Here is a 12,482-nt window from a genome sequence, read left to right as displayed (position 1 = left end):
AGGAACCGGCCAGCCATGTCCAACAAGCCAGCCAACGACGCCAAGCCGCTGCAGCACACCGCCGGCCTCACCGATACCGCCACGCTGCGCGCCAATGCACGCCAGAGCATCGAGGACGGTGCGATCACCAAGAGCTACAGCGCCGACCGCGAGGCGGTGATCAAGCTGCTCAACGATGCGCTCGCCACCGAGTACGTCTGCGTGCTGCGCTACTACCGCCACTACTTCATGGCCTCGGGCATGCTCGCCGATTCGGTCAAGGCCGAGTTCCTGGAGCATGCGCAGCAGGAACAGGAACACGCGCACAAGCTGGCCGAACGCATCGTGCAGTTGGGCGGCGAGCCGGACCTCAATCCCGACACGCTGACCGCGCGCTCGCATGCCGAATACAAGGAAGGCGAAGACCTGCGCGACATGGTCAAGGAAAACCTGATCGCCGAGCGCATCGCCATCGACAGCTACCGCGAGATGATCAATTTCATCGGCGACAAGGACACCACCACCAAGCGCATCCTGGAGCACATCCTGGCCCAGGAAGAAGAGCATGCCGACGAGTTCTCCGACATGCTGGAAGGGTGGATCGGGAAGTAGGTCGCCTGGTCGTCTGCAGTAAAAAAAGCGCCCGGCAAATGCCGGGCGCTTTTTTGTGGCAACCGCGACCGGATTCGCCGATAAAAGCCTGTCGCGGTTAGCACCCCTCATACAAAGATCGTGCGTCTGCGTGGCGAGGCTGGCGCTCCCTGTAGGAGCGGCTTCAGCCGCGACATGAACTTACCGAAGGCACTTGTCGCGGCTGAAGCCGCTCCTACAGGGGACATGCATATTCCGGCGCTTTCGCCGTTCACAAGGATGCCGCGACAATCTCCGCAACCGTTCGCAAGCGCTGGCCTTTGCAGGCAACCGTAGTCCCTGTGGGAGCGACTTCAGTCGCGACGGGCATTCCCGGTAAAGCCCGTCGCGACTGAAGTCGCTCCCACAACACTCTCTCGGCTGTGAGCGCCACAGTCGAATGTTCTACATTTCGTCGCGCAATGCGCGCGCAAGCGCACTCAATGCAACACCCGGAACCGCACCTGGGTCCACGCGCCATTGCTGGCCAGCGCGGTCAGGGTGTGGTCGCCGGCATCGGCGAAATCGCGCTGGAAGTTGCGCGCGCCTTCGGTGCGGGCGATCCAGCGGCCATCCAGCAGCCAATCCACCGGCGCGGTGGTGCCCAGCGCACGTACCTGCAGGCGCACGCTGGGGCTGCCCGGCGCGCGCGCCAGGGTGGCGCGGTCGTTGAGCCCTTCGATGCGCAGCACGTCGTTGCCGCCGCGGCCGTCGTCGCGGCAGTCCGGCGCCAGCGCCGGCAGTTGCCCGGCCTGGCGTTCGCTGGCGTGCAGCCATGGCGTCAGCAGCGCCGGCCAGCGCGCGAGTTCGCGCTGCACCGCCTGGTGCGGCCGCGCGCAGTCGGGCGACAGGCGCAGGCCGCTGCGCGCGTCCACCTGCACCGTGTCGCGGCCGGCGCTCCATAGCCGCGCGTCGCGCTCGGCGAAGGTCGGCGGCACCGCGCCGTCCAGCGCGTAGGCGGAGAAGCGCCGCTGGCACAGCGCGGGCGGGGTCTGTTCGGCGGCGATGCCCAGCGGCCAGCACACGTCCAGCTGTTGCACGTTGTCGGGCATCGGCCGCGGCGCGTTGTCGCCGCGCGCGCGCGGCAGGCTGTCGATGGTCTCGAACATCAGCGGCAGCGCGGTCACCGCGCCGTACTGGCCGGGCAGCGGGGTGCCGTCCGGGCGCCCGACCCAGACCCCGACCGTGTAGCGGCGGGTGCTGCCGATCGCCCAGGCGTCGCGGTAGCCGTAGCTCGTGCCGGTCTTCCACGCCACGCGCGGGCGCGTGCCGACGTCGAAGGTGCCGATGCCGTAGCCGGGGCGCGGGTTGGCCTCGAGGATCTCGCGCACGATCCACGCCGCGCCGGGCGACATCAGCCGCCGGTCGATGACCTTGTCGGTGGCGGTGTAGCGCACGTGCCCGGCGATGCCATCGCGGTTCAGCGCGGCGAAGGCGCCGACCAGTTCTTCCAGCTGCGCGCCGGTGCCGCCGAGGATCAATGCCAGGTTCGGCGTGCTGCCGCGCGGAAACTTCAGGCCGATGCCGGCATTGTTCAGGCGCGCGGCGAAGCGCGCTGGGCCGACCCGCTCGAGCAGGTCCACCGCCGGCACGTTCAACGACAGGCGCAAGGCGCTGGCCGCGCCGACCGGACCGTTGAAGGCCTCGTCGAAATTGCCCGGGCGGTAATCGCCGAAACTCTGCGGCGCGTCCACCAGCAGGCTTTCGGAGTGGATCAGGCCGTCGTCCAGGGCCATGCCGTACAGGAATGGCTTGAGCGTGGAACCGGGCGAGCGCCAGGCCTGGACCATGTCCACGTCGCCGAGCCGCTTGCGGTCGCCGAACATCACCGAGCCGATGTAGGCGCGCGCCTGCAGGTCGCGGTTGTCCACCACCAGCAACGCCGCGGAGGTGCGCTCGGGCAGCTGCGAGAAATACGCGCTGACCCGATCCTCCAGGGTGCGCTGCAGATCCGCATCGAGGGTGGAGACGATGTGCGCGGCGCGCGGCGCTTGCCGGCGCAGGCGCTCGGCCAGCAGCGCGGCATGCATCGGCGACTGCAGCGAACGCGCCACCACCGGCTCGATGCGCGCGTCGTCGACCTGCTCGCGCGACCACACGTGCAGGTCGGCCATGCGCTCGAGCACCTTGTCGCGCGCGGCACGCGCGGCCTCCGGATGCCGGTCCGGGCGCAGCCGGCTCGGCGCCTGCGGCAGCACCGCCAGCAGCGCCGCCTCGGCCTGCGACAGGCGCGACGCCGGCTTGCCCAGGTAGGCCCAGCTGGCCGCGTCCACGCCCTCGATGGTGCCGCCGTAGGGCGCGCGCTCCAGGTACAGCTGCAGGATCTGGCGCTTGCTCAGGTGCACTTCCAGCTGCAGCGCGCGCAACAGCTGCTGCAGCTTGCCCAGCGGGCTGCGCGTACTGACGTCGTCCGGCATCAGGATCCGCGCCACCTGCATGGTCAGGGTGGAACCGCCGGAGACGATGCGGCGCGAGAACACCCACTGCTTGCCGGCGCGCAGCAGCGCCCACGGGTTGACCCCGGGGTGATGCCAGAACCAGCGGTCCTCGTAGTTCAGCAGCGCCTGCAGGTACAGCGGCGACACGCTCTGCGGCGTGGCCGGGTAGCGCCACACGCCGTTGCCGTCGGCGAAGGCGCGCAGCGGCGTGCCGTCGGCGGCCACCACCAGGGTCGAGGTGTCGCGCGATTTCGGCAGCGGCAGCGGGAACGCCAGGTCCAGCAGCAACAGCGTGGCCAGCAGCGCGGCCGTGCCCCAGCGCAGCAGGCGCCAATGCAGGCGGCCCCACTGCGGCCGTGGCAGCAGGCGCGTCCAGCGCCGGGTGCGCCGCGCGCGGGGCGTGGCGGCGGAGACGTCCTGTGACATGCGGGCTCCCGATGGAAGCGGCTATTTTGCCCGTTGCGGCGGCGCCGGCGCATCCGCGCGATGCACTTGCACCGCCTGCGCCAGGAACGGCGCGCACCGCGCCTGGGCCGCATCGTGCTCCACCACCAGATGGTCGATCGCCGCCACCGCGGCCACCAGATGCGGCGCATGCGCGCCGAGCTTGTCCACGGTGACCACCACCGCGGTTTCGCCGCTGGCCTCGATCATCGCGCGCTTGAACAGCGCCTCCTCGCCGTCCACGCCCCACAGCCCGCGCTCGGCATCGATCGCGCAGGCGCCGGGAAAGCACAGGTCGGCACGGACCTGGCGCAGTTGCTGCAGCGCCTGCGCGCCGACGGCCGCGCCGATCCGCGGATCGATCCGGCCGCCGATCAGCAGGATCTCGACGCCTTCGCGCGGCATCAGCAGCTGGGCGATGTCCGGCGCATTGGTGATCACGGTCAGGCGCTGCCGCGGCGGCAGCGCGGCGGCGATGGCGCTGTTGGTGGAACCGGCGTCGATCAGCAGCACCTGCCCGGGACGCACCAGCGCGGCGGCCGCCTGCGCCAGCGCACGCTTGCGCTCGGCATGTTCCTCGTGCCGCTGCGGCAGCGGCGCGACGTCGGGCGTCGGCGGCAGCGCGCCACCGTAGACGCGGCGGCACAGGCCCTGCGCGGCGAGGTCGCGCAGGTCGCGGCGGATCGAATCCTCCGACACCGCGAACGCCGCGGCCAGCTCCGTGGCCACGACCCGGCCGTGCTCGCGCAGGCGCTGCAGGATCGCCTGCTGGCGTTCCTGCGGCAGCGCGTCGGCGGCGGTCGTCATGCGCCCGACCCGGCGCTGCGCAGCGGCAAGCCCAGCGCGCGCAGCTCGGCACGCAGCGTAGCCGCGTCGCGGAACTGCAACGCGTGCAGTCCCTGCGCGGCGGCGGCGTGGACGTTGCGCGGCGCGTCGTCGATGAACACCGCGCGCGCCGGATCGATGCCGTAGCGGGACAGCAGCAGCGCGAAGATCGCCGGATCCGGCTTCACCAGGCGCTCCTGCCCGGACACCAGGATCCCGGCGAAGCGCTGCAGGAACGCATAGCGCTGCAGCGCGACCGGGAACGTCTCCTGCGACCAGTTGGTCAGCGCGTACAGGCGCACGCCCTGGGCGTGCAGTTCTTCCAGGATCTGCACGCTGGCGTCGAGCGGGCCGCCGAGCGTCTCTTCCCAGCGCAGGTGGTAGGCGGCGATCCGCTCGGCCTGCGCCGGATGCAGGGCGCTCAATTCGGCGACCGCCTCGCGCCACGGCCGGCCGGCGTCCTGGCGCTCGTTCCACTGCGGCGAGCACACCTCGGCGAGGAAGCGCTCCATCTCGGCGGCGTCGTCGAACAGTTGCCGGTACAGATAGCGCGGGTTCCAGTCGATCAGCACGCCGCCGAGGTCGAAGATCACGGTGTGCGGCGCGTGCGCGGGAGTGGCTGGCATGGCGTGGTGCTCCTAGGTCGGGTCAGTGCCGCAGCAGCCGCGACCCCATCGCCACCAGCAGCAACAGCCCGGCCACCGCCAGCAACGCGGTGGGCAGGCTGCTGGCGTGGGCGAGGAAGCCGATCAGCGCCGGGCCGGCGAGCAGGCCGGTATAGCCGAGCGTGGTCAGCGCGGCGATCGCCACCGCCGGCGAGGTGCCGGGCAGGCGTCCGGCCGCACCGAACAGGATCGGCACCAGGTTCGACACGCCCAGGCCGACCAGTGCGTAGCCGAGCAGGCCGCTGGCGACGCCCGGCACCTGCGTGGCCAGCAGCAGGCCGCAGGCGGCCAGCGAGGCGCCGGCCGCCAGCATTGCCGGTTGCCCGATCCGCGCGACGACCCAGTCGCCGCCGAAGCGGCCGGCCGCCATCGCCACCGAGAACAGCGCATAGCCGACGCCCGCGTAACGCGTCTCCACGCCATGGAACTCGCGCAGCAGCACCGCGCTCCAGTCGAGCATCGCGCCTTCGGCGAGCAGACAGATGAAACACAGCGCCGCCAGCACCAGCACCACGCCACGCGGCAGGCGCAGCGGGATGCGCTGCGCCGGGTCGCCGGCGGCGACGCGCAGCAGGCCGGAGCGCTGCCACAGCAGCAATGCCAGCAGCAGCGCCGACACCGCGAGCGTGGCCGCCAGCAGCGGTGCGCCGACCGCGAGCAGCGCGCTCATCGCCGCCGCGCCGCTCAGCCCGCCGACGCTGAACACGCCATGGAAACTGGACATCACCGGACGTCCGGCGCGTTTTTCGGTTTCCACGCCGTGCGCGTTCATCGCCACGTCCAGCGCGCCGAGCGCGGCGCCGAAATACAGCAGCGCGGCGACCACGCCCGGCAGGGTCGGCGCCAGCGCCACCAGCGGCAGGCCCAGGCACAGCGCCAGCCCGGAAGCGACCATGACCGCGCGGCTGCCGACCCGGTGGCTGAGCACGCCGGCCAGCGGCATCGCCAGGATCGAGCCGCCGCCGAAGGCGAGCAGCACCAGGCCCAGGGCGGCATCGTCCAGCGCGAAGCGCGCTTTCACGTACGGCACCATCGGCGCCCACGCGGCCATCGCGATGCCGGACAGCAGGAACACCCAGCGGGTGGCGCGGATCGCGGGCCTGGCGGCGGCGTCGGGGACGGCGGAAGCGACGCGATCCGCGGTGGCGATGGGTGGGTCGAAAGGCATGCGGCGACTGTACTGAAACGCGCATAATCGTGCAACATAACGCAAAATGACGCATAGACAGGCGCGGACGAAATGTCGTGGCGAAGCCGCGCATTTGGAGACGAGCCGCGGTGCACGCTGCTGCCCGACGCCGACCATGCAAGAAGAGGCTTCAGCCCCGACGCTTCACCGGCAAGGCGTCGAGCTCGAAGAAACACGCCACGCTTACGGAATCCCCAAGCGCCCACATACGCCTGCATGGCACCGCCCTGCCCGACCGTGCAGGGACGGCATCTGCGACATCGCCGCCTGCGCTCCCGGACTACAGGGCCGCGCAGCCGGCGTTACTCCCCGCAGCCGTCCGCCGCCAGCGGCAGGCGCAGCGTGGCCACGCTGCCGGCGGCATCCGTGCGCGCTTCGAGACTCAGGCTGCCGCCTTGCGCCTCCAGGATCTGCCGCGACAGCACCAGGCCGATGCCCGATCCGCCGGGCTTGGTGGTGAAGAACGGCACGAACAGGTTGTCGCTGGGCGGCAGCCCGGCGCCGCCGTCGATGACCTCGATCAGCGCGGCATTGGCGTCGCGGCGCGCGCGCAGCGTCACCGGCGCGCTCCCGCCGGATTCCAGCGCATTGCGCAGCAGGTTGATCAGCACCTGCTCGAGCTGGTCGGCGTCGGCGTGCAGCCGCAACTGCGCATCGACCTCGACCCGCACCCGCGCATCGTCGAGCAGCCGCCGCACCCGCGCGCACAGCGGCGCCAGCTCCACGGTGGCCGGCACCGGCGCCGGCAACCTGGCCAGGCGCGCGTAGCCGCCGAGGAAGCGCTGCAGCGCTGCACTGCGCTGTTCGATCACGCCCAGGCCGTTGCGCAGGTCTTCGTGCAGCTCGGCGTCGAGCGTGTCCGGCGCGGCCGCGAGCAGGCGCCCGAGCGTATCGGCGATCGAGCCGATCGGCGCCAGCGAGTTGTTGATCTCGTGGCCGAGCACGCGCAACAGGCGGCGGAAGGCCTGCGCCTCCTCCTCGCGCAACGCGCGCTCCATCGGCTGCACCAGCAGCAGCTGTCCGGCCTGGCTGCGGCTGCGCAACGCGGCGTGGCCGATCTGCCAGCGCCCTTGCTGGCCGGCGAAGGCATGCGCGTGGATGCTGCCCGACGGCAACGCGAACAATCCGGCCAGGCCCAGCGCCTGTGCGGACTGTCCGATCAGGTGCTCGGCGGCGGCGCCGAGCAGGCGTTCGCCGGCCGGGTTGACCAGGCGCAGGCGCTGGTCCTGTTCGAACGCGAACACCGCCCCGTCCAGCGCCGCCAGGGTCTTGCTCAGCAGCTGCAGGCTCTCGTGCGAATCGCGCTGCTCGTCCTGCAGCCGCTGCGCCAGCGCGTTGAAACGCCGCAGCAGGCCATCGCTGTCGCGATCGCGTGCGTCCTGCGCCACGCGCACGCTGTAATCGCCCTCGCGCAGCGCCTCGAGCAGGCCGCCGAGCGTGCGCAGGCGCAGGCCGGCATCGCGTTGCTGCCAGCGCCACAGCGCCGCGGTCAGCGCCAGCACGCACAGCATCAACAACACCGCCTCCGGCGGCCGCGGCGTGCCGACCGCGAGCACCAGCGCCAACGCCAGCAAGGCCGGCGCCGCCAGCCACAACGGTCGCCGCCGCTGCCGCTCAGCCGCCGTCATCGCTGCGCAGGCCGTGCTTGCCCAGGCGCCGGTACAGGCTCTGCCGGGTGATGCCGAGCTGGTCGGCGGCGCGCTGCAGATTGCCCTGCTGCTGCGCCAATGCCTGGCGCAGCAGCAACGCCTCGGCTTCTTCGAGCGTCAGCTGGCTCGACAAGGCCGGCGCGGCAGCCGCCGCCGGCTGCAGGCGCAGGTCGTCGCTGCCCAGCGTCGTACCGTCGGCGAGCAGCGCGGCGCGTTCCATCGCATGCGCCAGTTCGCGCACGTTGCCGGGCCAGGCGTAGCCGAGCAAGGCGCGCTCGGCGTCGCGCGCCAGCGCCGGCAGCGGCCGCCGGTAGCGCGTGCAGGCGGCGGCCAGGTAATGCCGCGCCAGCGGCAGGATGTCGGCGCCGCGCTCGCGCAGCGGCGGCACCCGCAGCTGGAAGGTGTTGAGCCGGTACAGCAGGTCCTGGCGAAAATTCCCGGCCGCCACTTCCGCATCCAGGTCGGCATTGGTCGCCGCGACGATGCGCACGTCCACGCGCTGCGTGCGCGAGGAGCCGAGCCGCTCGAACTCGCCATCCTCGATCGCGCGCAGCAGCTTGGGTTGCTGCTGCAACGGCAGGTTGCCGATCTCGTCCAGGAACAGGGTGCCGCCGTCGGCCAGTTCGAAGCGGCCGGCGCGGTCCTGCCGTGCGTCGGTATAGGCGCCGCGCACATGGCCGAACAGTTCGGCTTCGAACAGGGTCGGCGCCAGTCCGCCGATGTTGACCTTGACGAAGGCCTGCGCGCGGCGCGGCGACCACTGGTGCAGCAGTTGCGCGAGCAGGCTCTTGCCGGTGCCGTTCTCGCCCAGCAGCAATACGTTGGCGCCGCTGCCGGCGATGCGCAGCAGGTCCTCGACCAGGCGCTGCATCGGCGCCGATTCGGCGACGAAGCCGGCGGCGCCGTCCTGCAGCAGCAAGGCCTGCGCCTCGCCGAGCCGCTGCGCGTTGCGACGGCTGCGATCCAGCGCGATGCGGCTGTCCAGCACCGCGAGCACGCGCGCGTTCTGCCAGGGCTTCTCGATGAAATCCACCGCGCCGTCGCGCATCGCCGCCACCGCCAGTTCGATGCTGGCCCAGGCGGTCATCGCGATCACCGGCAATCCGGGCCATTGCGCGGCGATCTGCGCGATCAGCGCCAATCCTTCCGCGCCGGAGGTGGTGTCGCGGGCGTAGTTCATGTCCACCAGCACCGCGGCGAAGTCGTCGCCGCGCAGGCACGCCAGCGCCAGCTCCGGCGACTCGGCACCGACCATGCCGTAGCCGGCGCTCTTGAGCAGCATGCGCAAGGCCTCGCGCACGTCCGCCTGGTCGTCGACGACGAGGATGCGCGGCGATGGCGGCGTGCGAGTGTCGTTCATGGCGCAGAGTCTAGCGGCTGGGCACCTGCGGCATGCGCCAGTACCGCCGCGCGCACGGTGCCGATCCGTTGCGTGTGCATCGGCTGCCTCATTCGGCGCGCAACGCCTGCATCGGCGGCACTCTGGCCGCACGCTGCGCCGGCGCCAGCGCCGCGAGCAGGCCGGCCGCGGCGAGCACCAGCAACACCGCGGCGATCGCCAGCGGATCGGCCACCCGCACCTCGAACAGGAAGCGCTGCAGCAGCCGCGACAGCGCCATCGCCACGCCCAGGCCCAGCAGCAGCCCGATCCCGATCTGCAGGCCGGCCTCGCGCAGCACCTGCCGCCGCAACCGCGCCGGCGGCGCGCCGAGCGCGGCGCGCACGCCGAATTCGTGCTGGCGCGCGGCCACCGCCACCGCCATCACCGCATACAGGCCGACCGCGGCCAGCAACAGCGCCAGCGCCGCGAACAGGCCGACCAGCAACAGGTTGAGCTTCTGTTCGCCGGTGGTGCTGGCGACCAGCACCTGCATCGGCTGCAGATCGGCGATCGGCTGCTGCGGCGCCACTTCGTCGATCGCCGCGCGCAGCGCGCGCTCGTCGGCGCCCAACGCGCCGGCATGCAGCCGTACCGCATAGGTCAACGCGCCGAAGCTGCGCATGATCTGCCACATCGGCTCGCTCATCTGCGCCAGTGGCTGGTATACCGTCGGCTCCGGCGGCTCGGCCGGGCTGGTGTGGCGCACGTCGCCGACCACGCCGACCACGCGCATCGACAAACGGTGGTTGTCGCCATCGTCGGGGACGGTCACGATCTTGCCCAGCGCCTGCCCGTGCAGGTAGCGCTCGGCGAACGCCGCACTGACCAGGCAGACGTTCTCGGCACCGGCCACGTCGCTGTCGGCGATGCCGCGACCGGCCAGCAACGGAATGCGGAACACCTCCAGGAACTGCGGCGTGACCACGCGGTATTGGCTATCGATGGTGGACGCCCCGTCCACCTCCACGCTCCAGCTCAGCTGCGTCGCCGTCGGCGGATTGCTGGACACGCCGACGCGTTCGATGCCCGGCACCTGCTGCAGCCGCGCGACGATGCGCCGGGTCTGCTCCACCGCATCCTGCACGATGGCGTAGCGCTCCTTCACCGGCGAGAGGGTGAACACCACCGCGGCGCGGCTCTCGAAGCCCATCGGCACCTCGGCCAGCTTCTGCAGGGTGCGCGTGAACAGCGCTGCGCCGATCAGCAACACGACCGCAATGGCCACCTGCGCAATCACCAGGGTGCGACCGAGGCGGCCGGTCTGCAGGCTCCAGCCGCCACGGCCACCGCCGGCCAGTTCCGCGACCAGGTTGCGGCGACGGCCGCGAACGATGCCCAGCGCCGCGGCCAGCACCGCGGTCGCGCATCCGGCAAGCATGGCGAACAGCGCGCTGGCGCCGGTCAGCTGCGGGGCCGCGCCGCGCATCCACAGCAGCGGCACCCAACCGCCGAGCAGGCGCAGGCCGAGCCAGGCCAAGGCCAGCCCGGTCAGGCTGCCGAGCGCGCCGATCAGCACGCCTTCGGCGAGCGCCGGCAGGCTCAGCCGCAGCCACGGCGCGCCGAGCGCGGCGCGCACCGCGCTGTCGTGGCTGCGACCGAGCGCGCGCAGCAGCATCAGGCTGGTCAGGTTGATCGCCGCGATCAGCAGCACGCAGGCGGCCGCGGCGAAGAACAGCCACAGCGTGTTGCCGCTGTAGGAGGTGTACAGGCTGTCCTGCAACGGCAACGCATTGGGGGGTTCGCGCTGCAGCTCGCGCCACCAGTCGTCGGTCATGTAGCGGCTGTTGCGCAGCACGCCCTTGAGCACCTCCGCGGTCTGCGCGGAGGCGGCCGCCACACTGACGCCCGGACGCAGGCGCGCCACGATGATCTCGTTGGTGGACAGATTGGTCGCGGCCAGGTCCGGCTGCATGTTGCGGACCACGTCGAACGGCTCGGCCCAGGGAAAGTCCGCAGGCAACACGCCGACGATCTGCACCGGCTTGCCCTCCACCTGCAGCGTTCGCCCCACCGCCGCCGGATCGCCGCCGAAATAGCGCTGCCAGAAACGATGCGCAAGGATCACCGCCTGCGGCCCGCCGGGCCGGTCTTCCTCGGCGTTGAAGTTGCGCCCCGCCGCCATCGGCAGCCCCAACGTGCGCAGGAAGCCCGCGTCGGCGCTGATCGCCGCGACCACTTCGCTGCTGTCGCCGCGGGCGATGTTGGCCGGCACCGGAAACCCGCGCAGGATGCCGATGGACTGCAGGACGGGCATGCGCCGCAGCGGCGGGTAATAGCCCGGCGCGGCGACGTTGTGGCCGCCATCCACGGCCTTGCCCAGGGTCACCAACTGCTGCGGCTGCGGAAACGGCAGCGGCTTCAGCAAGGCCTGGTCGAGCAACGCGAACACCGCGGTGGTGGTGGCCACGCCCAGTGCCAGGGTCAGCACCGCCAGCAGCAGATAGCCCGGCTTGCGCGCCAGCGTGCGCCAGGATTGCCGGGCCTCGGCCCAGTACACGGCGGCGCTCATCGCGCCTGCTCCGCGGCGCGTGCGGGCAGCACCACGTCCTGCTCGTGGCGCAGGCGCTCGAAGGTGTCCTCGTCGACGATGCGCCCGTCGAGCATGTGCACGATGCGTTGCGCGCGCCGCGCGAACGCCGCATCGTGGGTGACCATGCACAAGGTGGTGCCGTTGTCGTGCAGCTGTTCGAGCAATTGCATCACCGCCTCGCCGTTGCGCGTGTCCAGATTGCCGGTGGGTTCGTCGGCGAGCAGGATCGAGGGGTTGCCGGCCAGCGCGCGCGCTACCGCCACGCGCTGTTGCTGGCCGCCGGACAGCTGCCCCGGATAGTGCTTGTGGCGATGGTGCATGCCGACCAGCTCCAGCACCTCGCGCACGCGCTGGCGGATCTGGCCGCGCTCGGCGCCGTCGCGATAGGTCAGCGGCAGCGCCACGTTCTCTTCCACGGTGAGGTCGGCGATCAGATTGAAGGCCTGAAAGATGAAGCCGATCTCGGCGTTGCGGATGCGCGCGCGACCGACCGCGTCCAGCTCCGCGACGCTGCGGCCGTTGAGCCGGTACGTGCCGCCGCTGGGCGCATCGAGCAGGCCGAGGATCGACAGCAGGGTCGATTTGCCGCAGCCGGACGGCCCGGTGATGGCGACGAAATCGCCGCGCGCCACGTCCAGCGCGATCTCGGCCAACGCGTGGGTCTCCACTTCGTCGGTATGGAACACCTTGCCCAACCCGTGCAGGTGGATCAGCGGCTCGGCGGAACTTACGGGAATTGCGGTCATTCTGGG

At 71.5% G+C, this 12,482-nt stretch carries 9 protein-coding genes; 1 reads left to right on the top strand and 8 read right to left on the bottom strand.

Annotated features, from left to right (window positions below):
* Positions 1 to 15: 15 nt before the first annotated feature.
* Positions 16 to 591, top strand: coding sequence for a ferritin-like domain-containing protein (locus HDC36_RS20420; RefSeq protein ID WP_179570698.1), 576 nt, complete (start codon positions 16 to 18; stop codon positions 589 to 591).
* Positions 592 to 1,049: 458 nt separating this feature from the next.
* On the opposite strand, the gene pbpC is transcribed toward HDC36_RS20420, so the two are convergent.
* The 8 genes from pbpC to HDC36_RS20380 form a co-directional block, all read right to left on the bottom strand.
* The gene (pbpC, locus tag HDC36_RS20415) at positions 1,050 to 3,473 is read right to left on the bottom strand and encodes a penicillin-binding protein 1C (RefSeq protein WP_179570697.1); all 2,424 of its coding nucleotides are present in this window, start codon (positions 3,471 to 3,473) and stop codon (positions 1,050 to 1,052) included.
* Between the two features lie 21 nt (positions 3,474 to 3,494).
* Positions 3,495 to 4,298 (bottom strand): DeoR/GlpR family DNA-binding transcription regulator, encoded by an 804-nt coding sequence (locus tag HDC36_RS20410; protein ID WP_179570696.1) that lies wholly within the window; start codon positions 4,296 to 4,298, stop codon positions 3,495 to 3,497.
* The gene (locus HDC36_RS20405) at positions 4,295 to 4,942 is read right to left on the bottom strand and encodes an HAD family phosphatase (RefSeq protein WP_179570695.1); all 648 of its coding nucleotides are present in this window, start codon (positions 4,940 to 4,942) and stop codon (positions 4,295 to 4,297) included. The genes HDC36_RS20410 and HDC36_RS20405 overlap by 4 nt, the downstream gene beginning before the upstream one ends.
* A gap of 22 nt (positions 4,943 to 4,964) precedes the next feature.
* Positions 4,965 to 6,149, bottom strand: a complete 1,185-nt coding sequence (locus HDC36_RS20400; RefSeq protein WP_179570694.1) for an MFS transporter — start codon at positions 6,147 to 6,149, stop codon at positions 4,965 to 4,967.
* 323 nt (positions 6,150 to 6,472) lie between these two features.
* On the bottom strand, positions 6,473 to 6,979 hold the full coding sequence (locus HDC36_RS23345; RefSeq protein WP_343204366.1) for an ATP-binding protein: 507 nt from the start codon (positions 6,977 to 6,979) through the stop codon (positions 6,473 to 6,475).
* A gap of 805 nt (positions 6,980 to 7,784) precedes the next feature.
* The gene (locus HDC36_RS20390; RefSeq protein WP_179570692.1) at positions 7,785 to 9,179 is read right to left on the bottom strand and encodes a sigma-54 dependent transcriptional regulator; all 1,395 of its coding nucleotides are present in this window, start codon (positions 9,177 to 9,179) and stop codon (positions 7,785 to 7,787) included.
* Between the two features lie 88 nt (positions 9,180 to 9,267).
* Positions 9,268 to 11,709, bottom strand: coding sequence for an ADOP family duplicated permease (locus tag HDC36_RS20385; protein WP_179570691.1), 2,442 nt, complete (start codon positions 11,707 to 11,709; stop codon positions 9,268 to 9,270).
* Positions 11,706 to 12,476, bottom strand: a complete 771-nt coding sequence (locus HDC36_RS20380; protein ID WP_179570690.1) for an ABC transporter ATP-binding protein — start codon at positions 12,474 to 12,476, stop codon at positions 11,706 to 11,708. Before HDC36_RS20380 ends, HDC36_RS20385 begins: the two co-directional genes overlap by 4 nt.
* Positions 12,477 to 12,482 lie beyond the last annotated feature (6 nt).

Origin of the sequence: Xanthomonas sp. JAI131 (genome assembly GCF_013410075.1) — a bacterium.
GTDB classification, from domain to species: domain Bacteria; phylum Pseudomonadota; class Gammaproteobacteria; order Xanthomonadales; family Xanthomonadaceae; genus Xanthomonas_A; species Xanthomonas_A bonasiae.
This window is presented reverse-complemented; position numbering and strand designations above follow the sequence as displayed.